The organism is Parasutterella secunda (assembly GCF_024733725.1).
In the GTDB taxonomy this organism is placed as follows: Bacteria; Pseudomonadota; Gammaproteobacteria; order Burkholderiales; family Burkholderiaceae_F; genus Aphodousia; species Aphodousia faecalis.
In genome coordinates, this window is the sequence record NZ_JANRHP010000009.1 from 46,121 (window position 1) to 66,444 (window position 20,324).

The window sequence follows — 20,324 nt, forward strand, 5'->3', positions numbered from 1 at the left end:
CGTTTTCAGTGAGAGGGCAAGTTCTGATTGAGGAGCTTGCCTTTTTATTTGCCTAAAGTGTAGAGATATTTTCGATAAGCTCTAGAGCGCTTTTTGTTGAAGAGAGCATTTTCTGAACTCGAGCACGGTCACCAGCCGCAATTTGAGGTTCAAGCGTTTGTAAAAGCGCCGCGGCATTTGGGTTTTCAGTGCCTGAAAGATAAGAGGCAATTGCGTAAGCCGCAGTGATGTTGGCAGCAGTGCCGGCACCAAAACGGTAGAGGCTGGCTAAAAGCAAGAGAGCTTTTTCTTCGCCTTGAGCGGCTGCGCGTCTTGCCCAGGTGAAAGCTTCTTCATAAGAGGCGAGGGTTCCCTCGCCTGCCTGATAAAACAGCGCAAGTTGGTACTGAGCGGGCGCGAAGCCTGCAATGGCAGAAAGTCTGATCCAGCGAAAAGCTTCTTCTTCGTTTCGCTTAGGATAGTCTGGATGAATAAATAAGAGTCCGAATTCGTACTGTCCTTTGGGATCACCGTTGACCGCCGCTTTTCTAAGCCATGTGGCTGCCTGCTGCAGATCAATTTCGCATCCGGCGCCGTGAGCGAGCGCATAGCCCACTCGGTATTGACTTTTAACATGCCCCTGGGCTCCTGCGAGCCTAAACCAGCGTAAAGCCTGGTAGTCATCTTTTTCGCCGGCAATACCATTCATTAAGGCGCATCCGAGGTCGTATTCGGCTTCTGCGTTACCGGAAATAGCCGCTTGACGAAAAAGTTCCAATGCGCGCTGGGCATCTCGCGTGACGCCTTGGCCTTTTAAGTACATAACGCCCAAAAGATGTTGACTGGCCGCATGGTCTTTTTCAACGGCTTTTTTGAGCCACTTTAAGGCCGCACGATTGTTGGTTGAGAGCGTTTGCCCCTCCACCAGTAATTTGGCGAGTTGGTACTGAGCGTCAGGATTGCCTTCAGCGGCAGCGCGAGCGTAGTACTGCATGGCTTCTTTGGAAGCCTGAGGCGGGGAGAGCGCGACGCCGCCCAAAAGCCCGAGCACATAGTTGGCTCTGGCGTTTCGGTTGACTTCGGCTTTTTTCGCTCGTGCAGCCATGGTGATGTCGGATTCTAAATAGCAGTGCCTAAAAGATGCAGGCCGATAACGTAAGTAATGGCCAAGGCATAGTAGGCCACCCAGCCGCCTACACCCCAGGTGATGCATTTGGCCCAGAATTTATGTTCGTAATCTTCGCCGTAGGTGTCGTTGACGTAGCGTAATTGTTTGAGTCCGTCCATGAAGGTCCAAACCAACCACAGTCCGACCATCAAAGCAAGCAGCACGTATTGTGTGTAGGGGATGCCGCGAAGCATCGGTTCGGCAAAAATATAGAGAACCATGATGAAAATGGTCGAGCGCATAAAGCTAAATGAGCGCACACTCATTTCTTCTTTGCCCATTGCGCGCCAATTCATCCCGCAGACGATGCCGCCAAAGACCGGCGTGAAGATAAAACTCAGCAAAATGGCCCACATCGGGTTCCAAAGAGCAGGCGCGTGAGAAGGGGTATTTTTTTCAGACATCTTTTTTGCACACAGTTCTCAATTGAATTTCCGCATTGTATGACCGATAGATTAATTTTTCCTTACAGATCGATGACTAAGTGTCTAACTCTATTGTTTTTTCTCGGATGACTAGTACAATCAGGGCAGATATTTAAGGTAGCCATCATGCGTTTGTCTTTGTTGTCCGCGGCCTGTATGGGCGCAGCTCTTCTGACTCTTTCAGGTTGTGCGGGAACGCCCGCTTCTGATGATTGGCACGGAGCCGGTCAGAAAAATCTTTGCTTAGTGGACAATCCTTCCGTGCGTCCTCAAGCTTTTTTGATTTTGAGACGAGCCTTGATGGATAAGGGGTTAAAAGTTACTCGTGTAAAAAGCGATGACACGAAAACGCTTCTATCTTGTCCTCAAACGCTTCGCTACGAAGCTGTCTACGGCTCATCCTGGAGTCATTCATTTCTTCGTTATGCCAAGTTGGAATTAACTGAAGTCGGCCGCCACAATAATGTCTATACCGTTCAATGGGACGAACGTAGTGGGAAACCAACGCTTTTAGATAAGGTTGACGACGCGTCGGTTGAATTTCGTGAGCTCGTGGATCGCTTATTCCCCGGTGATATACCCTGGCGGTAATATTCTTTCGCTAGAAAATCAGTTTGTTATTTAATCTATTGCTTTTAATGCCTCTTTAGGGGTAAGGAAAGTCCTAGTTCTCATTGTCATGAAAAAGGATGACAATAAAGGCGTGAGGATCGGAACGGAATTGTGGTTTTGATGCTCACCGAGCGCTTGGTTCTTCGCTTACGGGTGCTCGAGCCGGGTGAAACGAGGGGGATGCGCTGGTCGCATCCGTTTCATCGGGTGGACGGAATCGTTTGAGGGAGATCGGTTTCGTTCGGGGAAAGCGCAGGCGACGAGCCTAGCTACCTTTCCAATTTAACTGCCCACTGTGATCTGATCGTCGCAGTGGGCTTTTTTTGGGGGATGGGGAATGGAGTGGTCCGGAAAGCCTAATTTTGAATAGGTTATTCCGATTTAATCCCTTGCTGATAGAAGGTTTTTAATGTCATGGGGTTGGAAAGTCCTTCCATCCAATACTGTAGGCTTCTCACATCATCTTGTTCAGCGGCTCTTTCAAGATTCATCGGAACCATGGTGTAGAAACTGTATTGGTTAATTTCCGTTCCGTCTTTCCATCTTAAAACATATCCGCTGCGCGAGCCGTTCGGTTTAATAATTTCTTCTTTGTCCGGGTTGACGTTAAACCTGACGTATAAGGTAGCGTCTTTTAATTGAGTCCAATTGATATTTTTCAGGTTAGCTAAATTTTTCTTTTCCCTTTCAAGGTACCGATTGAATTTTTCGACCTCCCGAACCGGTTTTTCTAAATCCCATTTATAGCGATCAATTGCCTTTTCAAAATTAGCCGTTAACTCCCGATAGGTCGAACGTAACGCTAGTTCGACCAAACGATATTGCTGCAACTTGGGTAAAACTTGATTTTTCCAAGCATCAAAACATTGATCTTTTGGAAGATCAAATAAAGTTTCATAAGCGTCAATTTCCTCACTTTCCCAGCTTGACTCTACCGACATAGCGTAAATGGAGTTCGTTTTGCGTAGTTCTTGGACGTAATCAAAGAGCTTCTGGTAATCGTAGCGATAATTTTTAACGTTTTGAAAAACATCATTCCATTGATCGGGAGAAAGATTAAATAACGTTAAGATAAACAGGATCTTATCTTGTCCGCCTCCCATGCGTGTGTAATAGAAAACAGGCATGGAATTCGTAAGGTCTGTCTTTTTAAAGGCTTCAAACTTTGTGTTGAGTTCCTGAAGTTTTCCGGAAATGGTATCGACTTGTTTCTGATACCTTGCAAGACTTTCCTCATATCGTTTGATACTGGCTAAAGATTCCTTCTGACTCTGATCATTCAAGCTCTTAACTTTTTGGCTGATAACGGATAAATCAGTGTTCGGAGTGCATTCAAAAAGGACGTATTGTTCACCGCGTTTGGTTTCTTGATAACTCCACTTGGGTTTTGAGCACACTTTTGTGTTTTCTAACATGGGCCCCATTTCCAAGCCATCCAATTGCGATCTTGAATTTTTAACTAAATCGATCATTTTGCTTTCTTCGGAGCACCCGGAAAGCATGACGGCGCAAATTAAAGCGGCGGAAATAACTGACAATCGCGGTAAAGCGGGCATGGTGGACCTCAGTACTAAAGAGAAGATGTTTTAGGCCAGATTATAGTTCCTAAGAAAGCTTGAATATGTCCTTCTTATAAGGCTCCGATTGAAAGCTGTAGTAGGTTTAAACAATGGAGCAATAGTCACTACTTGCTAGCGATGTATTTTCGCCAACCACCGTATTGGGTGATTTCTTTTTGTCCAACAACAGACCAAGGTTCTCCCAACACTCCCAAAACCTCGGAACCATCGTTGAGTTTAACTTTGCCGATACAAAGACCGGCCGGCTCTTTTAACAAAATTGAGGATAGACCTTCGGGAGGCACGGCCCAGACCTCTAATTCAATCTCAGCGCCGTTTCCAACCGTTTTAATCATCGCCGGGTGGTCATCCTCGATACTCCAGCAACGATAATGTTTTTCCGTTTTAGCCTCTTTCACAAACTCTGCGCCGGCTTCAATCATGTTGCCGTTAAGTTTTAGGCCCCTCATGAGTGTCCCGTTCACAGCTAAAAGGATTTTCTTGTCCATTCTTTTTTTCCTACGTTAATTAAAACCCGAAGGTTGCGCCTTCGGGTTTATAACAGCATTATTGACCGTTTGTCTTTTTCAGGGCTCCCACAAACACGGCAAATCCTAACGGTAAACTTTCCGTGTCTTGGATTTCAAAGTCTGATTTGTGGTGACCGTTGTGGTTGCATCCATAATAAAAGAAAACGGCTTTACCGCCATGGGACTGTACCTTTTGGATTAAAAGCGAGCAGTCTTCGCTGGAAGTGATGGTGTCGTAGTCAAACACGCGATTAATTCCCGGTACGGCTGTTGCGACTTCTCGAATGAGATCACACATTTCAGGATCGGACACCACATTGGTTGCGCGTCCCATTATCTTGATATCGCAGCCAACTTCGTAACTTTCTGCGCTGCCTTTAATCATTTTCAGGGCGCGCTCTTGCATGTATTTGCAGATTTTGTCGTTGGCACCGCGTACTTCTAATTCCATTTTTGCGTGTACAGGTACAACGTTTCGGCCTTCGCCGGCATGTAAAGTACCGATATTAACGGCGGTGTTTCCTTGACCGTGACGAGCAATTCCCATGATTTGCATAGAGGCCGAGCAGGCAGCCATTAATGCATTGCGTCCTTCTTGACCGGCCGCACCGGCATGAGCGGGTTTGCCGGTATAGCTCACATTAATCTTGGTCGTCGAAAGGAAGCCTTTTGTAATAATGCCCAATTCGTGCAGTTTTGGATCCATACCGACGTGTCCGCCAATAAAGTAATCCACGTCATCCAGAAGACCGGATTCAGCAATACCGCTTGCACCTTTTGTTCCTTCTTCGGCGGGTTGAAAGACTAATTTAATGGTCCCCTTGAGACTATCGGCATGATCTTTAATCCAACGGGCAAAGGCGAGCCCCATGGCTGTATGACCATCGTGTCCGCAGGCATGCATCAGGCCGGGGAATGTAGAATCAAACCCTCCCACAAAAGCTTCATTTGTTTCATCATGATTTTCTTCAACTGCGATGCAATCCATGTCAAAACGAAAGGCCGTTACAGGACCTACGCGTCCGGTCTCCCAAATCGCCATACAACCTGTATAACCTTGCATTTCTTCTAAAAGTTTAGGATCCATGCCCATTGATAGGGCCCTTTTTTGAGCCTCTTCAATGACACTATCTTCTCGGCCATAGGCATATTCTTCGTTAAACAGTGCTTTGCCGATAATAGTCTTAAAACCTAATTCTCGGACACGTTTAATAACCAACTCAGACGTCAAAAATTCAGTCCAGGCAATTTCCGGAATCCGATGCAGATAACGCCGTGTTTCAATCATTTCAGGAATGTAGGTTGACAGATCATTCATGGCAATTCTCCCTAGCTGTTAGGTAGTAAGTAAATCATGATAACACCGGTACAGTTTGGGGGAGGATGTTTATTTTTTGCATTTCGATATTTTTTCATTAAAGTAGTACGTTCCTTTGTTGTATAAAGTGGTTATTCCCTTTTAGCATCGTAATCTCTGTTTTTTTTATTAATAAAATGAAACGCTCTCTTGCCTGTTTATTTTTAGTCTCAATTCTTAGTGGTTGCTCTGTTTATATGGCATCTCAACAACCTGATAAGAAAAATGTGGATCTATTTAAAGTAGGTACTCCAAGGGTACAAATTATTGGTGAATTTGGTCTGCCAACTGTCTCAGATAAAGCAAAAAATGGGAAAATTTGTGAAATTTTTTCTTTCACTCAGGGCTATGCGAAAGGTAGTAAGGCTGGCCGGGCCGTTGTCCATGGAGTAGCAGATGTTCTAACCCTTGGATTGTGGGAAGTCGTGGGGACGCCAACAGAAACCGCATTTAGTGGTGATCAGGTGGCTTATCAGGTTTGTTACGACGAAAATAATATTGTTCAAGAAGTAATTCCATTGACAGAATATAAGGGTAAGTAGTTGAAAATAAAAAAAGTGGCGCAAAGATAAAGACCGTTGTGTTTTAACTACTTTAATTGATTTGTCCACCAGAAAAACAGACGCTCGGTCAAACCGAGCGTCTGCATGGTAATTAGGTCATCAGCAATTATTGAATTTGCGGATCTTCTTTGGCGCGCATCAGTAAGCGGGCGATTTCCGTGGCGTTATGAATTTCGAGCTTGCGGTATGCTGCGCCACGGTGAACCTGGGCTGTTTTTTCAGAAATGCCTAACTGTTCAGCAACTTCTTTGTTGGATTTACCCAAGCTGATCAAATTCACCACTTCGCGTTCACGTTGGGTGAGGTTTTTGAGGCGATTCTTAAACTCAATGACATCGGCCATTTGTTCCTGACGGTTCATGTATTCAGTGATCACATCATGAACCACTTTAAAGAGTCGTTCTTCGCGCACAGGCTTTTGGAGGAACTCGACGGCGCCGTTTTTCATCGTGTGCACGGCCATATCGATGTCACCGTGACCGCTTAAGAAAATGATCGGCAAATCCACACCCATTTCATTGAGGTGTGTTTGAAGGCCCAAACCACTCATATTGGGCATACGAACATCCAAAATAATGCAACCCGGTCGGCTGAAGTCATTACTGGCTAAAAATTGAGAACCATCGCGATAGGTCTTAACTTCCCAGCCTTCGCCTTCGAGCAAAAAGGCCATGGAGTTGCGGATGCCTTCATCATCGTCAACAATGCGAACCAAGGGTGTGTTGTTTTGCTGCATTTTGTTCCCTCTTAAGAGTCGATTTGCTAAGTATATAAAAGTCAAAAGAAAAATGGTTACTCTTGGTTCAATTTGTTGAGTTTTTTAATTAAAAGCCCCAGAAATCGATGGATTTCCGGGGCTTAGGCTATCTATTAACTAGGATTGTTAATCAGATTACCTGTCGTGACCGCGTTCTTTGGTGGAGAACTTACGGTTGGTTTGACCCTTAATCTTCACCGTGTCGAAAGCGGCAATACGATCGCCACCGTCGCGGGTGTAGAGCCACGTGTCATAGACGGCGCCAGCCATCATGAAGCGGGCGAGGTCTTTTTGCACGAAGGTCATCACCATGTCTTTCTTGCCGTCGCCATTGACGTCTTCAGCGGAGAAGGAGACCGGTTGAGCCAAGTCGCTCATCACGCCTTTGGTCGTGAGGCTGGAGCGACCCACACCGCCGTAGGTGTTCTTTTGATCAATCTTCGTTGCATCGAGGTCATCGTCGCTCAAGAGGGCGAACTTGACCGTGGCGGAGCTCTTCGGATCGATGGAGTCAGCCAAAATCACAACCTTGTGCGGAGCGATTTCGTCCAAGTGAGCCTGGATGGCGCCTTGAGCTTCTTGCAACTTAGCCACGTTGTAGCGGTGCAGGATGTTCAAAGCATGATCCTTGGAGACCTTCATGGCAGCCTTGGCTTGTTCGCGGATACCGGCTTGTTCGTCGGCCCACTTTTCTTCCAAGTCTTCGATGATGTCGAAGTTGTCATCGCGGTCATCACGTTGGAATTCCAGCGTGTTGGCGTTGTTGATGAAGGTGGCGGAGGCCCATTCGGGGTGATAATCGAAGCGATAGTCCGGAGCGCTGAAGTGTTCCTTCGTGGCGGTGGCGGCATCCATAAAGCTCATGTTCTGGCTGGGCTTGGCCAACGGATAGAACGGAATGTACGGGGTTTCGCACGGACGGGCCAAAGCACGATAGCTCGTGATGAGTTCAGGAATGTCGTTGATTTCGAAAACAACGGATTCGTGAGTTGTCACACGGCACGGACCGAAGCCCAAGTGGTGGTACCAACCATCATCGTCACCAATTTGGTCTTCGTGCAGACGCAAGATGTTTTGAACATCATGAACGGTGAACTTCTTGTCAGGTGTGAAAGAGTACGGGAACTTTTCAGGATCGGTGATCTTTTCACCGGTGATGTATTTCCAGGCCACTTGGTTACGACCGAAGTTGTAGCCGACAGCGCGTTGTTCAGCCGGTTGAACGGCAGCGCGGAAGTTAAAGTCGTTGTAGACACCGGGTGTTGCGGGTTTGTAACGACCGTTCTTGATGGAGCGTTCGATCAAGCCCGGGGAAACGATCACGTTTTCGGTGTCGGTGGCGTCAACCTTATCCATCATGAAGTTATTCGGGATATAAATCACTTCATTGTCTTGGACACGGCGGGCAACCCAAACATTACCCATGTGGATGGCAAGCTGCCAGGCTTCATGCGTATCGGCGATCGTGTAGGTGCGGCCTTCGGAGAAGTAACCGTACTTCGTGAGGAGGTCGGTGGCGATCTTCACGGCTTCACGAGCGCTGTGAGCGCGTTCTGCCATCAAGCGGCGAATACCGTAACCCACGCCACCGTCTTTCAATTTTTGGTTTTTGTCAAAAATGTTTGAGCAAGCGTTGGAAACAATCACCACGCCGGCGTCATTGACAAAACCGTCAGAGAAGGAGGAGCCATTCGGGTCAAGCGTTTGAGACCAGTAAAAGCCCAAGGTTTCGCGCACTTGCGGGATCATGGCAGCCGTCGGTTCATATTTGATCATTTCACCGGCTTTGTGTTTGGCAGGCGGAACATAGTATTGGGGGTTGAAAACGCGGCCACCATTGTCTTCATTGTGGCCAACGATCACTTGGCCGGTAGCCGAAGCGTCTTTACCGACGATCACCGTAGAGCAGGCCATCGAGGTAAGCGGAAGGGCAACCAAGGCGCTTGTGATGGCACAGGCCATCAAAGATGCACGTAATTTCATAGCAGTAAGCTCCTTTTATTAGAGAGTTTGTTTATATAAACAAAGTCGCTTTCCCCGTTGTTATATGAGGTGGGAATTTCGCGACAGCAACATTTTGCTCTCAGGAAAATAGCTTTCTACTAAGGGAACTCCCGACTAGTGGTAACAATCTGTAATTAGGAGCGTTAAGGTAGGTGCGTAATTTGTCGTAGGTCAATGTGATTAAGTGATAACCCGACATTAAAGATCAAGTTGTTCAAAAGCTTTTCTCATATTGTCGATTTCAAGTGGATCGGCCTGAAAATCTCGGGCGACTTTTTCCCAGTTTTGAGCACAAAAAGAGGAAATTTCGAGTGCCAGAGCCTCAGCTTTACGTTGACTGATGCCAAAATAGGGAGCTATTTCAACGGCTTTAGATAAGTCCGGTCGGTCACAATCATCGGTTACAGCCGTTGCGTGATGTCGACGGGGAATGGAAATGGGTTCAGGTTTTAAGGAATAGAGGGGAGATAGACGCCAACCGTCACCGTCTCGGATAAAACCGATGTTATCAAGCGTGTCGTGAACGTTTCCTACGCACATATTAAAGACCATTCGACGCCACAATTCGAGCAAGTCCATCTTAGGCTTGGCACCATCCTGATTTAATATGTCAGCAACTTCAAGATAGGAATGATTATCATCGTGCGCAGCCAAAAGTGCACGAGCCGAAGCAAATCCGATCGGATGACCATCAGTGGTTCGGTCAAAGCGTTTGCTGATAATCGTATCCATACCACGCATGGATGTCAGTTCAGCCGATACCGTTTGAAGTCCCATCCGCCTAGCAAGACTTAATGTAATTGCCTCCCAGATCACTAAATTACGTTGCGGATCGGGGGTGTTAAATTTTGAAATAAAATTTTTATTTTTACCAGATTGATAACCAAGCTTAAAGCGTTCGCCGGGTAGTGCGCTAAGACCTCGATAGAGTGAATCTATATCAGAAATATTCAAGTGTCCCATCATCAGACGCTCTAAATCAAGTGCACAGGGGCCGACTTCCTTATATTGAAGAGCTGCTTGAGTGCTCTCTTTGAATCCAACTGCACCGGGGCGAAGTACTTCTTGAGAAAGAAGGAATAACTGATTGTTTGTTAAGTCTTTTTTATAAATAAACTTTGTTGCTTTACGCGCGCCGATACCGGGGATCAAGTCATACATGAACCCAAAAACAGGGTGACTGGAGTCAGTTTTAAAAACTTTAGGGATTAACGGTAAATCCCGGCTTAAAGAATAACCATAACTGAGCCAACCGGAGTCATAAACAAAATAGCAAACAGAAGACTCCCTGCCAGGGTCTTCAATGTTCAATTGACCAATTGGCAGGGGATTGGAAAGACTTTTAAAGTAAAGGTTTAATGTTTGGGAAGCCATTTTAGATCAAACGGCGAGGAGCTCTGGCGCGTTTGGGAAGGCGTTCTGATTCAAGGCGTAATCCGGACGTATCGGCCGAAGGGGAGGCGATATCGCCCATAGGGGCGCCCAGACCAATGGCTTGCATAATGGCTGCTACATTACCGATGGCCACTCCAGGGTCACCAGCCTCAACTTTCGCTAGGGTGTTGAGGGATATTCCTGCGCGCTCCGCAACCTGCGATTGCGGCAAACGACGACGCAGACGTGCGATTTTTAAATTTGATCCAAGAGCCTTCAGAGAGGTTTCAACGGCTAAAGACGGACGCATATTATTCTCAAAATAATGGTGAAATAGTGTTTTAATACCCATTATTATGATGATTAAATTCGCTCTTGTCAAGTGGATCATTTTCTTAAAGTCAAGGTATCCAAAACCCTATATTTTTTACTTTAAGATCATAATAAAACTTAGAATAATGAGTATAAACAGGAAATAACACTTAAAATAAAGTGTATTAAATGAAATCTCAAAGGTTGATTTTCTTGTTTGAGTTTAATTAATTGAGCCAGTTCTCGACTTTAACTTCTGATCTTTAATGTTCTACGGAAGGCGTTACGAAAAATCATTGAACAATTTAAAAAGATGTAAATAGAAACATTCTATTAAGCTGTTCATCCGGATGAGTGAAGAAATTTCAGACTTTCAAAAATCTGGTAAATTTATTATTAATATTTCAAAAAATATTCTTACCGATTTTTCATAATTTTCAGGTAGTTTTCTGTTGATTAAAAAAAAGACCGAAGCTTTTCACCGCTTCGGTCACTCTGTTGTGATAACAAATAGGTTTTATTTACCAACCGTAAAAACGGTTCCACTTATCTTTGACTTCAATGTCACCGTCGACGACATAATAACAAGGATGTTGTGCGCCGGTCGGACAAGCATGGTTAGGTAAAATTCTCAAACGCGTTCCGATCGGGAATTTTTTAGGATCAAAATTAATTCCGTTTCTAGCAGAAATAATTCCATGCTCCTGATTGGCTCCGCTCACCCATAAACCCTCCAGAATATTTCCGTTGATGTCACAGACCAGTCCGTAACCTTGATCAATTTTTTGGTTGGCCGTTCCTCGGTCGCGTGATAATGCCATCCATCCGCCGTCAGTAATGACCCATCCCTTTTCGAGCTGATGACCAATCACAGTGACCAAAAGCGAAATGGCGATGTCTGTCGGTTTGCAGATTCCAACACCGGATTGAAAGAGGTCAAAAAAGACATATACGCCGGCTCTGAGCTCAGTAACCCCGGTTAAATCCTCGTCTGTAAGCGCCGTTGGCGTAGAACCCACAGAAACAATTGAAATCTCAAATCCGGCCTCTCTAAGCATCTTGGCAGCCTGGCAGATACCATCTCTTTCACCGCGAGATCGTTCCAAGAGGGCTTCGTGTGTATCGACATCATACGAGCCGCCGGCATGGGTCAAAACGCCGACAAGCTTCGCAGGAGCCTTCAGTGCCTTGGCAACTTGTACAATTTCTGGGCTCTGAGGGGTTAAGCCTGAGCGATGACCGTCGCAGTCAATTTCAATCAACACTTTGATTTCTAAAGATTCTTTTTGACAAAATTCGGAGACAGCTTGCGCAGCTTCGATATTGTCTAAGATGATTTTCAGATCAACGCCTTGTCGGATCAACGCAGCAACACGGTACAGCTTTTGCGGAGCAATGCCAACGGCATAGATCATGTCTTTGATGCCGTGAGCGGCAAATTCTTCCGCTTCTTTCAATGTCGAAACGGTTGCTGGACCTTCCGGAGTCCAGATTTGACGCTTGGCGACCTCCCAACACTTACTTGTTTTTAGGTGTGGTCTTAAGGTTACACCCAGACTTTTAGCCTTATCGCGCATGCGGGCGATGTTGGTATTCATTTTTGATTCTTCGAGAATAAGTGCTGGTGTATCAATGGTGTTGAGATTCATAGCTTTCTCCAATACTAAGGCTCCCTCATCGTACTACGCTTTGCGTTTTCAGTTTGGACTTCTTTTTCTGAGAAGCCGTTAAATTGAAACTTTTTTGAACGAGTTCAGAGAGTTTTTCGTCAAAATCTTCCTGTTCATCCAAAATGACACTGAGCCATCTTTTTTTGTTCATGTGGTAGGCGGGCAAAACCACTTCGGTTTGAGATAGCGCCTCACGATCTTCGTCGGTGCATTTCAGATTGACGATATCCAATTCGCCGTACGCGCCGATTTTTAACTTTTTTGCATCAACCGACATCACAATAGCAAACCACTTTAAGTTGTCTTTGCGTCGAAATACTGCCGTTACAAAATCACTTGCAAAAGGATAGTCCGGTTCAATTCCAAACCGGTCATGAATCATTCGGAAAAAGTCTTCTCGGATCATGTTTAAGACAACCCAGTTTTTGTTTTCCATTTTAACAGCGCTACTAATAATAGTAAGTTATCAGTGTTTCAAGCTTTAAAATAAATTAAAACAATATTAAGATAATATTATTTTCTTGTTTATAACTCCTGGCATTGGTACGATTGCGAAAGGAGTTTTTATGACGGTTTTAGTTGCACTGGATTCCTTCAAAGGATCTTTGTCTGCCAGAGAGGCTTCTGAGGCTCTGGCCAAAGGAATACGCTCAGAAAGACCGGACGAGAAAGTGATCGTTTTACCGGTTGCCGATGGCGGGGATGGTCTCATTGATTGTCTCAAGGATGATCTTTTGGCTGACGGTTGGCAAATCAAAACGGTATTGGTTTCAGGACCCTATGGGCAAAATGTTGAGGCATCCTATTTAGCTAAAGGCGATTGTGCCGTTATTGAAATGGCCTCTTGCTGTGGTTTGACATTGGTGCCGAAAGAGCAAAGACGTGTGATTTACGCTTCGTCTTATGGTTTAGGTGAGGTGATTAGGGACGCGTATCTTAATGGCGCTCGACAGATTCATATCGGATTAGGGGGAAGTGCCACCAACGACTTGGGCCTTGGATGCATGCAAGCTCTTGGCGTCAAATTTTTCGACGCTGACGGTAAACCGATCACCGATCACATCTCTGCCAATGATTTCTCCAAAATCGCTCGTCTTGATACCAAAGATTTTTCGGACCGTTTTCAAGACGTAGGTGTTTGGGCGGTCTGTGATGTGAATAATCCTTTGTTGGGGCCGACGGGAGCAACAGCAGTCTTTGGACCGCAAAAGGGAGTTCAAGGTGATGACCTTAGCCGAATGCAATCCGGCATGGCTTACGCGGCAACTGTTTTAAAAGAGCACTTTTTAAAGGATCTCAGCCATTCAACCTCTGCCGGCGCCGCCGGCGGCATGGGAGCCGCTTTAATGTGGTTTTTTGGAGCCACAAGGCTCAAAGGGATCGATGCCGTGTTGGATATGATCGGTTTTGACAGGATTCTGAAACGGTCGGACTATGTTTTAACCGGAGAAGGCTCGTTTGATGAGCAATCTTTATCCGGTAAAGCGCCTAGCGGCGTACTTGATCGTGCAAGTAGGAACAATAAGCCGACGTTTCTTGTCGTGGGTTCACTCAAAATTTCCATTGACCGTTGTAAAGAGTTGGGTTTCGCCAATGTTTATGATCTTTTGTCCAGATCTCGTGGGTTGAGCGATAGCCTTCAAAAGGCTAAAGAGCTTTTGACCCGGATTGGTTCTCAATGGGCAGAAACCTATTTATAAAATTGTGAAAAACAATTGATTTAATATTAAATAAATTTTATTTTAAGATTGGATTAGCATTATGATTATTGCAGTGGCTAATACAAAAGGCGGTACCGGTAAAACGACGACCGCGGTTCAGCTGGCGCTTTATCGCCAAAGTTTGGGACACGAGGTTTGGTTGGTAGACGGCGATGAACAGCAATCCGCTTTGACGGCGGTGAGCATTCGTTCTGAAAATAATGTAAAACCGGCCTTAGCCTGTTCGGCTTATTCGGATGCGCGTACACTCAAGTCCCAAATTGAAACTCAAGTCAATAAATGGGAAGACATCATTATTGATGTGGGTGGTCGCGATACCGGAGCACTGCGTGCGGCCTTATTGGTTTGCGACATTTTGCTTGTGCCTGTGCAGCCTAGAAGCTATGACGTTTGGGCGCTCTCTAAATTGGAAGACATTATTCGTGACGCACGTGATATTGGTGCCGATTTTGACGCTTATTGCTTCTTGTCTTGCGCCGATAGCCAGGGAGCGGATAATCAAGAGGCGGCAGAAGTGATGAAGCAGTGCGAAGAAATGCGCTTTTTAGATAAGGCGATCGGCCGACGCAAGGCTTTTGCAACAGCTGGTGGCGCCGGACTCAGTGTTTTTGAATTGCGTCCTAAAGATGCCAAAGCCTGTTTTGAATTAAAGGCATTGGCGGATGCCATTTATAATCTTTAATTGCTATTTATTTAGACTTATTTTAATATTAAAATAATTTTCCATTAATAGTATTTTTGAGGGTTGTTATGGCCATCACAATGTTGCGTAAGAAGCCTGCCGGTGAAATCAAGGAACTGGATGAAAAGGCTGTGGATGATTTTTTGGATTCTGCCTCTCATGTGAAAAAAGAAGCGGTATCTAAGAAAAAGAAGCAAATTACGCTCACTATTTCAGAATCCCTTTTGCATTCCGTTGATGAGGCTGCGCATGAACTGGGACTCTCTCGTGCCGCTTATATTAATGCTGCAGTTTCCACTGCCTTAAAAAACGGTTTAACTCGTTAATACTTTTCCTTTTATCCGCCCGAGCAATATCGGGCGGTTCTCTCTCTATTTCCACCCAATAATCCCATTATTAGGCAATACCTTGCACTATTCGGGCAGGCGCTCCTTTTTCCTCTTTGCTACATTACCAGCTAAGAATGATTAGGAGCGTTGTCTGATGAACATCAAGAAACTGGTACTGGCATTATCTTGTATATCCATGATGACTGTCGTACAAGCAGCGGATACCGATCGACACTATCCCGCACCATCGACAGTCAGTGAACAAATGGCCGCTTTGGTGAATGCACCGGCTCCGGCCCTCTGGTACTCCGATCCGAAAACACTTCAAGATTGGGAGCAAATGGCAGGCAGTTACGCAAAGGCCGCAGGAGCAGCGGCTTCAAAAACAGCGGCCGATAGAGGTGTTAAGGTTGAGAGCTCTAAGCTGGCAGGCATTCCGGTTTTCACTTTAACGCCTAAGAAAATTGACGAGAATAAAAAAGATAAGGTCATTTTTTATATCCATGGTGGCGGCTATGTCTTAGGGCACGGTGTCTCAGGGATCACCGAAGCGATCCCGATGGCCGCACAGAATCACTATAAGGTGATTTCGGTGGACTACCGCATGGCTCCACAGCATCCGTTTCCGGCAGCCATTGACGATGCCTTTGTAGCTTATAAAGAAGTGGTTAAACAGTATGGCGCTGAAAACATTGCTGTATTCGGAACTTCAACTGGTGGTGCGATGACATTGATTTTGGGTTTGCAGGCTCACGCAGAAGGGCGACAGATGATGCCGGCCGCCTTAATTGCCGGTACGCCATGGGCTGATTTAGATAAGATCGGGGACAGCTACGTTGTCAACGAAGGTGTGGATAATGTATTGGGCACCTACGATCACCTCATTCGCGCAGCCGCCCAAGTTTACGCCGATGGACATGATTTAAAAGATCCCTTGATTTCTCCGGTCTATGCATCGGATTCAATTTTGAAGGATTTCCCGCCGACATTATTGGTTTCTGGAACACGAGATCTTTTCTTAAGCAATACGGTCAGAATGCATACGCGCCTTTTAGCCAACCGTGCGCCGGCAGAACTCATTGTGTACGAGGCCGTGTCGCACGCTCAGTACTATTTTGATACCAACGCTCCCGAGACGCGTCAACATTATCAATTCTTGGATGATTTTTTAGCACGTGTCTGGAAGCAAAAATAGTTAATTTGAAGTGTCCCATCTTGTATAGTTAGCACTATTTTGTTCATAGAGAGAAAAAAAGATGACAGTCTCCTTTGATGTACTTCTGTGGGATGTGGATGGGACACTTTTAGATTTTTTGGCAGCAGAAGACATTTCCATTCGATCGCTTTTTCACGATTTCAAAATCGGTGAGTGCACCGATGAAATGATTAGCCGCTACAGTCAAATCAATGCCTCCTATTGGAAAAAGTTAGAAAAAGGAGAAATGACGCGAGCCGAAATATTGGTTAAGCGCTTTGAAACCTTTTTTGAGGAAATAGGCGCTCAGGGCGTTGATTGCTTGGCTTTTGACCGTGCCTATCAAAAACGATTGGGAGAAACCGTTGTTTTTAGGGATGACAGTTATCAATTAGTGTCATTTTTAAAAGGCAGAATTCCTCAATATGCCGTTTCAAATGGAACTGTTGTGGCGCAAACGGGCAAACTGACAAAGTCCGGACTCATCAATCTTTTTGACGGCGTCTTTTTGTCCGAACACCTTGGATGCGAAAAACCATCGGCGCTATTTTTTGACAAAGTTTTTGCATCCATCCCAGCGGTGGATCGTGAGCGAGTTTTGATTGTGGGCGATTCTTTAAGCAGTGATATTTTGGGGGCAAAAAATGCGGGTATTCAATCGTGTTGGTATAACCCGTTTCATGCTGCTAATCAGTCAAATATCACCCCTGATTTTGAAATCGATAATCTGCAAAGTATTCCAAAACTGATTGGTATTGAAAACAATTAAAATAATCGTTAAACAATATTATTTATATATTTATAAAATATTAAAATAATATTAAACTAATTTGTTTTCTAGTCTTTTAAAATCAGCATTTCCCATGGATCAGGAGGTCTTGTATTTGTTAATAACAAAGCCCAAAATGGAGAGTGTCTGCAAAACCATCATTAAGGAGCAAGGTTATGTCCGAACAACGGCTGCGTGAAGGTGCAAGAGCTTTTGCTGAAAAAGTCTTTAACGACATTCGGGAATTTTCCAAGGATCCAGTCAGAGGGATCTCCCGTCAAGGTTACGGACCATTAGAAAATCAAGCTCACGAGTATCTCAAAACAATCGCTCGAGAACTCAATCTGGAGATCAAGGTTGATCGTTGCGGCAATTTGTTTTTAACTTTGCCGGGTACAGATCGTTCACTGCCGTGTTACATGACTGGATCGCACGCCGACAGCGTGCCTCAGGGTGGACATTATGATGGCTTGGCCGGTGTTGTAGCTGCGATTACCACTCTTTGGTGGATGAGAAAAATTGGTTATCAACCTAAACGTGACGTGACGATGGTCGTCTTTCGTATGGAAGAAAGTTCATGGTTTGGTAAAGCGTATGTCGGGTCGCTGGCAATGGCAGGACAATTGACCGCCGAAGATCTGGCACTTAAACACCGTACCAAAGATCAAACTTTGGCCGAGGCCGTACGTGAAGCGGGTTTCAACCCCGATGATATGATTCGCACGGATCCGGCCATTGATTTTTCAAAAATCGCTGCATTTACCGAATTGCATATTGAGCAAGGTCCGACGTTGGACTCTCAAAAGAAAGCCCGCGTGGGGATTGTTACAGGGATTCGTGGCAATTTACGGCATAAGACTTGCCGCTGCATTGGTGTGACAGCCCACTCGGGGGCAGTGGACAAACAGTATCGCCATGATGCTGTGATGGCCATGAGCGATCTTATGATGAAAATGGAACGTCACTGGGCGGAGTGGCTTGTCCGCGGTGAAGATCTGGTTTTCACGGTCGGTGTGTTTAACACGGCGCCTTCCGCGGCGATTGCGATTATCCCCGGAGAGGTCAGCTTTAGCGTGGACATGCGAAGCCTTTCCATGGACACTCTTGATCGCTTCCACAAGCTCTTAGTCGCCGAAGCCAATGCGGTCGGAGCTGACCGGGGTGTGAGTTTTGAGTTCGACCGGACTTTAGTCTGCAAAGCCGCCCAAGTGGACCATGACCTTTTTGAGCATTTAAAGGCCGCCGCGAAAAAAGCTGAGATTGAAGTGATGGATATTCCCAGTGGTGCCGGCCATGATGCAGCCGTTATGGCTGACATGGATGTCCCTATTACGATGATTTTCGTCGCCAATCAGGACGGCTCTCACAATTGGAAAGAAAAAATGAAGTTGGATGACTTCATGTTGGGCACGGAAGTTCTTTTCACAGCTATTTCCACGTACGATAAATAATAGGTTTAGTTAATGCCGGGGGCTGCCAAATTAATTTTGGCGGCCCTTTTTAGATAAGGAAGATGGTCGTGTCGACGTGTAGTCGTTTAATTGCTCTGGATACTGAAACAACAGGTCTTTATCCTCAATGCGGTGATCGTTTAATTTCCATTGGTTGTGTTGAGATATTGACAAACGGGGAACCGGGGGCAAGTTACCACCAACTCATTAACCCGCAACGCCCTGTTAGTGTCGGGGCACAGCGAGTGCACGGCTATTCGTGGGAGATGTTGAAATCGCAGCCCCGATTTGTCGATATCGCCGACGATTTTTTAAATTTTGTCGAGGGAGCCACTCTTGTTATCCACAACGCTCGTTTCGATATTGGCTTTTTGAATGCTGAACTGGCTATTGTCAACAGAGGCTGTATGGCGGACTACTGTGAAGGTGTGATCGACACTTTGTCGCTTGCCCGACAAAAGCGTCCCGGTAAGCCTGCATCCCTTGATGCGCTTTGTAAAGCGTTTAATATTGACGCCTCCGGCCGCACACTGCACGGCGCTTTAATTGACTCGATGCTTTTAGTTCAAGTTTATAATTCGCTCACTAAGTTACCTTAGCTCTATTGCTTGCCAACCATGACTCGATCCATAAAACTTGCCACCGTTCTTTTTGCCTTTGTTCCCGCGCTTGGCTTCTCGCAAGGCAATACGGTTAACGACTCTTTTAATAAAGCTAAACAACTTCTTGAAAGACAGGTTTATTTTGATCATCGGGTAACGCTTTATTGCGGGGCAAGCTTTGACGCCAAGAAAAATGTCACTTTGCCTGAAGGCTTCATTGCGACCAAGCATCAAAAAAGAGCGGGAAGAGTCGAGTGGGAACATGCGGTGGCGGCAGAAAATTTCGGTCGCGCCTTTAAAGAATGGCGAGAAGGGGATCCGGTCTGCGTAAATAACAAAGGCAAAGCTTATAAGGGGCGTCGCTGTGCCGAGCGCGCCAACCAAGAGTACCGTTTTATGCAAGCTGATATGTATAACCTCTATCCTGCGATCGGTGCTGTTAACGCCGCCCGACAAAATTACAATTTCCAAATGCTACCCCATGCTAAAAGTGATTTTGGCACTTGTGAAATGAAAATTGACGGCAGACGAGCGGAGCCGCCTGAACGAGCTCGCGGTCAAATCGCCCGAACCCACCTTTACATGGCGGCATCGTACCCAAGATTCCGTTTAAGCAATCAGCAGCGCCAGCTTATGACCGCATGGAATAAGATGTACCCGGTTGATGCTTGGGAATGTAAACGAGCTCAACGTATTGAAAAAATTCAAAAAAATACGAATGAATTTGTAAAGCAACCGTGTATTAATGCCGGTTTATGGGATCAAAAATAGTCGCTTTTTACTTTGATTTAACCGAATAGGCAATCGTCATACACTGTTGCGGTTTTCTTTTTGCGCCTTTCGTCGTACTGTTGTATCTTGGAGTTAAGGCAAAGTGATTCTCCATAGGAGCAATGGCAATGATGCATCATGTTTTTGGACCGCATTTTTTAGGTGCTCCGCTTTTCCCCGGCGTTCCTAATTTAGTTTTGTTTATTCTTTTAGGATTGGGAGTTTGGTATTTTTTGAAAAGAGATAAACAAACAGAGTCGCAGGCCCCGCATTCCAAAGATTCAAGCATTAGTGAAACTCAAGACTTGCGCGATGAAATTAATCAATTAAAAAAAGAGAATGATTTGTTGCGTGAACTGTTAAAAAGAGACCTTGAGAAAAAATAAGATGTCTGTTTTTACCGCGAGTTCCGTAAAGCCCCGCCATTAATGGCGGGGATATAAGGAACGCCAATGTCAATTGGCTATGTTGGGGCCATTTTGGAGCAAAATTGC

22 protein-coding genes are annotated in these 20,324 nt (G+C 45.5%); 11 read left to right on the forward strand and 11 right to left on the reverse strand.

Annotation, left to right across the window (positions count from 1 at the left end):
• Window positions 1–52 precede the first annotated feature (52 nt).
• Entirely contained in the window at window positions 53–1,084 is a 1,032-nt protein-coding gene (locus NW199_RS08255) for a tetratricopeptide repeat protein (RefSeq protein ID WP_258334289.1), read from the reverse strand.
• Between the two features lie 14 nt (window positions 1,085–1,098).
• Entirely contained in the window at window positions 1,099–1,551 is a 453-nt protein-coding gene (locus NW199_RS08260) for a hypothetical protein (RefSeq protein WP_258334290.1), read from the reverse strand.
• Window positions 1,552–1,698: 147 nt separating this feature from the next.
• Between NW199_RS08260 and NW199_RS08265 the strand changes: the two genes are divergently transcribed.
• Window positions 1,699–2,163, forward strand: a complete 465-nt coding sequence (locus tag NW199_RS08265) for a hypothetical protein (protein WP_258334291.1) — start codon at window positions 1,699–1,701, stop codon at window positions 2,161–2,163.
• Between the two features lie 392 nt (window positions 2,164–2,555).
• On the opposite strand, the gene NW199_RS08270 is transcribed toward NW199_RS08265, so the two are convergent.
• The 3 genes from NW199_RS08270 to NW199_RS08280 all read right to left on the reverse strand — a co-directional run bounded on the left by NW199_RS08270 (window position 2,556) and on the right by NW199_RS08280 (window position 5,591).
• Complete coding sequence (locus NW199_RS08270) at window positions 2,556–3,740, reverse strand: hypothetical protein (protein ID WP_258334292.1); 1,185 nt, start codon at window positions 3,738–3,740, stop codon at window positions 2,556–2,558.
• A 128-nt stretch (window positions 3,741–3,868) separates the two neighbouring features.
• Window positions 3,869–4,252: an allophanate hydrolase-related protein gene (locus NW199_RS08275; RefSeq protein ID WP_258334293.1), complete on the reverse strand. Its 384-nt coding sequence runs from the start codon at window positions 4,250–4,252 to the stop codon at window positions 3,869–3,871.
• A gap of 58 nt (window positions 4,253–4,310) precedes the next feature.
• On the reverse strand, window positions 4,311–5,591 hold the full coding sequence (locus NW199_RS08280; protein ID WP_258334294.1) for an amidohydrolase: 1,281 nt from the start codon (window positions 5,589–5,591) through the stop codon (window positions 4,311–4,313).
• A gap of 176 nt (window positions 5,592–5,767) precedes the next feature.
• On the opposite strand from NW199_RS08280, the gene NW199_RS08285 reads away from it, so the two are divergent.
• Window positions 5,768–6,172 carry a hypothetical protein gene (locus NW199_RS08285; RefSeq protein ID WP_258334295.1) on the forward strand — a complete coding sequence of 135 codons (405 nt, stop codon included), beginning with the start codon at window positions 5,768–5,770 and terminating at the stop codon, window positions 6,170–6,172.
• A 127-nt stretch (window positions 6,173–6,299) separates the two neighbouring features.
• On the opposite strand, the gene NW199_RS08290 is transcribed toward NW199_RS08285, so the two are convergent.
• The 6 genes from NW199_RS08290 to NW199_RS08315 all read right to left on the reverse strand — a co-directional run bounded on the left by NW199_RS08290 (window position 6,300) and on the right by NW199_RS08315 (window position 12,746).
• Window positions 6,300–6,929: a response regulator transcription factor gene (locus tag NW199_RS08290; protein ID WP_022473379.1), complete on the reverse strand. Its 630-nt coding sequence runs from the start codon at window positions 6,927–6,929 to the stop codon at window positions 6,300–6,302.
• Between the two features lie 156 nt (window positions 6,930–7,085).
• A complete protein-coding gene (locus tag NW199_RS08295) occupies window positions 7,086–8,933 on the reverse strand; it encodes a C69 family dipeptidase (RefSeq protein ID WP_258334296.1) in 1,848 nt (615 codons plus the stop codon).
• 219 nt (window positions 8,934–9,152) lie between these two features.
• Window positions 9,153–10,328 carry a type II toxin-antitoxin system HipA family toxin gene (locus tag NW199_RS08300; RefSeq protein WP_258334297.1) on the reverse strand — a complete coding sequence of 392 codons (1,176 nt, stop codon included), beginning with the start codon at window positions 10,326–10,328 and terminating at the stop codon, window positions 9,153–9,155.
• 1 nt (window position 10,329) lies between these two features.
• Window positions 10,330–10,638 carry a helix-turn-helix domain-containing protein gene (locus NW199_RS08305; protein WP_022473382.1) on the reverse strand — a complete coding sequence of 103 codons (309 nt, stop codon included), beginning with the start codon at window positions 10,636–10,638 and terminating at the stop codon, window positions 10,330–10,332.
• 523 nt (window positions 10,639–11,161) lie between these two features.
• Window positions 11,162–12,289: a DSD1 family PLP-dependent enzyme gene (locus tag NW199_RS08310; RefSeq protein ID WP_258334298.1), complete on the reverse strand. Its 1,128-nt coding sequence runs from the start codon at window positions 12,287–12,289 to the stop codon at window positions 11,162–11,164.
• 25 nt (window positions 12,290–12,314) lie between these two features.
• Complete coding sequence (locus NW199_RS08315) at window positions 12,315–12,746, reverse strand: MmcQ/YjbR family DNA-binding protein (RefSeq protein WP_258334299.1); 432 nt, start codon at window positions 12,744–12,746, stop codon at window positions 12,315–12,317.
• A gap of 130 nt (window positions 12,747–12,876) precedes the next feature.
• Between NW199_RS08315 and NW199_RS08320 the strand changes: the two genes are divergently transcribed.
• From NW199_RS08320 to NW199_RS08360, 9 genes are all read left to right on the forward strand, one after another.
• Window positions 12,877–14,010 carry a glycerate kinase gene (locus NW199_RS08320; RefSeq protein WP_258334300.1) on the forward strand — a complete coding sequence of 378 codons (1,134 nt, stop codon included), beginning with the start codon at window positions 12,877–12,879 and terminating at the stop codon, window positions 14,008–14,010.
• A 61-nt stretch (window positions 14,011–14,071) separates the two neighbouring features.
• Window positions 14,072–14,713, forward strand: a complete 642-nt coding sequence (locus NW199_RS08325) for an AAA family ATPase (protein WP_022473386.1) — start codon at window positions 14,072–14,074, stop codon at window positions 14,711–14,713.
• A 68-nt stretch (window positions 14,714–14,781) separates the two neighbouring features.
• The gene (locus NW199_RS08330; protein WP_022473387.1) at window positions 14,782–15,039 is read left to right on the forward strand and encodes a plasmid segregation protein ParG; all 258 of its coding nucleotides are present in this window, start codon (window positions 14,782–14,784) and stop codon (window positions 15,037–15,039) included.
• Between the two features lie 157 nt (window positions 15,040–15,196).
• The gene (locus tag NW199_RS08335) at window positions 15,197–16,237 is read left to right on the forward strand and encodes an alpha/beta hydrolase (protein WP_258334301.1); all 1,041 of its coding nucleotides are present in this window, start codon (window positions 15,197–15,199) and stop codon (window positions 16,235–16,237) included.
• A gap of 61 nt (window positions 16,238–16,298) precedes the next feature.
• Complete coding sequence (locus tag NW199_RS08340) at window positions 16,299–17,006, forward strand: YjjG family noncanonical pyrimidine nucleotidase (RefSeq protein WP_258334302.1); 708 nt, start codon at window positions 16,299–16,301, stop codon at window positions 17,004–17,006.
• Between the two features lie 176 nt (window positions 17,007–17,182).
• Window positions 17,183–18,457 (forward strand): hydantoinase/carbamoylase family amidase, encoded by a 1,275-nt coding sequence (locus NW199_RS08345; RefSeq protein ID WP_258334303.1) that lies wholly within the window; start codon window positions 17,183–17,185, stop codon window positions 18,455–18,457.
• Between the two features lie 68 nt (window positions 18,458–18,525).
• Window positions 18,526–19,056: a DNA polymerase III subunit epsilon gene (gene dnaQ / locus NW199_RS08350; protein WP_258334304.1), complete on the forward strand. Its 531-nt coding sequence runs from the start codon at window positions 18,526–18,528 to the stop codon at window positions 19,054–19,056.
• A gap of 18 nt (window positions 19,057–19,074) precedes the next feature.
• Window positions 19,075–19,830 carry an endonuclease gene (locus NW199_RS08355; RefSeq protein WP_258334305.1) on the forward strand — a complete coding sequence of 252 codons (756 nt, stop codon included), beginning with the start codon at window positions 19,075–19,077 and terminating at the stop codon, window positions 19,828–19,830.
• Between the two features lie 122 nt (window positions 19,831–19,952).
• Window positions 19,953–20,216, forward strand: coding sequence for a hypothetical protein (locus tag NW199_RS08360; RefSeq protein WP_258334307.1), 264 nt, complete (start codon window positions 19,953–19,955; stop codon window positions 20,214–20,216).
• Window positions 20,217–20,324 lie beyond the last annotated feature (108 nt).

What these genes read in the sequence shown, in the direction of transcription:
- NW199_RS08255 (WP_258334289.1), bottom strand. Translation starts at nt 1,084, where the DNA reads ATGGCTGCACGAGCGAAAAAAGCCGAAGTCAACCGAAACGCCAGAGCC.
- NW199_RS08260 (WP_258334290.1), bottom strand. Translation starts at nt 1,551, where the DNA reads ATGTCTGAAAAAAATACCCCTTCTCACGCGCCTGCTCTTTGGAACCCG.
- NW199_RS08265 (WP_258334291.1), top strand. Translation starts at nt 1,699, where the DNA reads ATGCGTTTGTCTTTGTTGTCCGCGGCCTGTATGGGCGCAGCTCTTCTG.
- NW199_RS08270 (WP_258334292.1), bottom strand. Translation starts at nt 3,740, where the DNA reads ATGCCCGCTTTACCGCGATTGTCAGTTATTTCCGCCGCTTTAATTTGC.
- NW199_RS08275 (WP_258334293.1), bottom strand. Translation starts at nt 4,252, where the DNA reads ATGGACAAGAAAATCCTTTTAGCTGTGAACGGGACACTCATGAGGGGC.
- NW199_RS08280 (WP_258334294.1), bottom strand. Translation starts at nt 5,591, where the DNA reads ATGAATGATCTGTCAACCTACATTCCTGAAATGATTGAAACACGGCGT.
- NW199_RS08285 (WP_258334295.1), top strand. Translation starts at nt 5,768, where the DNA reads ATGAAACGCTCTCTTGCCTGTTTATTTTTAGTCTCAATTCTTAGTGGT.
- NW199_RS08290 (WP_022473379.1), bottom strand. Translation starts at nt 6,929, where the DNA reads ATGCAGCAAAACAACACACCCTTGGTTCGCATTGTTGACGATGATGAA.
- NW199_RS08295 (WP_258334296.1), bottom strand. Translation starts at nt 8,933, where the DNA reads ATGAAATTACGTGCATCTTTGATGGCCTGTGCCATCACAAGCGCCTTG.
- NW199_RS08300 (WP_258334297.1), bottom strand. Translation starts at nt 10,328, where the DNA reads ATGGCTTCCCAAACATTAAACCTTTACTTTAAAAGTCTTTCCAATCCC.
- NW199_RS08305 (WP_022473382.1), bottom strand. Translation starts at nt 10,638, where the DNA reads ATGCGTCCGTCTTTAGCCGTTGAAACCTCTCTGAAGGCTCTTGGATCA.
- NW199_RS08310 (WP_258334298.1), bottom strand. Translation starts at nt 12,289, where the DNA reads ATGAATCTCAACACCATTGATACACCAGCACTTATTCTCGAAGAATCA.
- NW199_RS08315 (WP_258334299.1), bottom strand. Translation starts at nt 12,746, where the DNA reads ATGGAAAACAAAAACTGGGTTGTCTTAAACATGATCCGAGAAGACTTT.
- NW199_RS08320 (WP_258334300.1), top strand. Translation starts at nt 12,877, where the DNA reads ATGACGGTTTTAGTTGCACTGGATTCCTTCAAAGGATCTTTGTCTGCC.
- NW199_RS08325 (WP_022473386.1), top strand. Translation starts at nt 14,072, where the DNA reads ATGATTATTGCAGTGGCTAATACAAAAGGCGGTACCGGTAAAACGACG.
- NW199_RS08330 (WP_022473387.1), top strand. Translation starts at nt 14,782, where the DNA reads ATGGCCATCACAATGTTGCGTAAGAAGCCTGCCGGTGAAATCAAGGAA.
- NW199_RS08335 (WP_258334301.1), top strand. Translation starts at nt 15,197, where the DNA reads ATGAACATCAAGAAACTGGTACTGGCATTATCTTGTATATCCATGATG.
- NW199_RS08340 (WP_258334302.1), top strand. Translation starts at nt 16,299, where the DNA reads ATGACAGTCTCCTTTGATGTACTTCTGTGGGATGTGGATGGGACACTT.
- NW199_RS08345 (WP_258334303.1), top strand. Translation starts at nt 17,183, where the DNA reads ATGTCCGAACAACGGCTGCGTGAAGGTGCAAGAGCTTTTGCTGAAAAA.
- NW199_RS08355 (WP_258334305.1), top strand. Translation starts at nt 19,075, where the DNA reads ATGACTCGATCCATAAAACTTGCCACCGTTCTTTTTGCCTTTGTTCCC.
- NW199_RS08360 (WP_258334307.1), top strand. Translation starts at nt 19,953, where the DNA reads ATGGCAATGATGCATCATGTTTTTGGACCGCATTTTTTAGGTGCTCCG.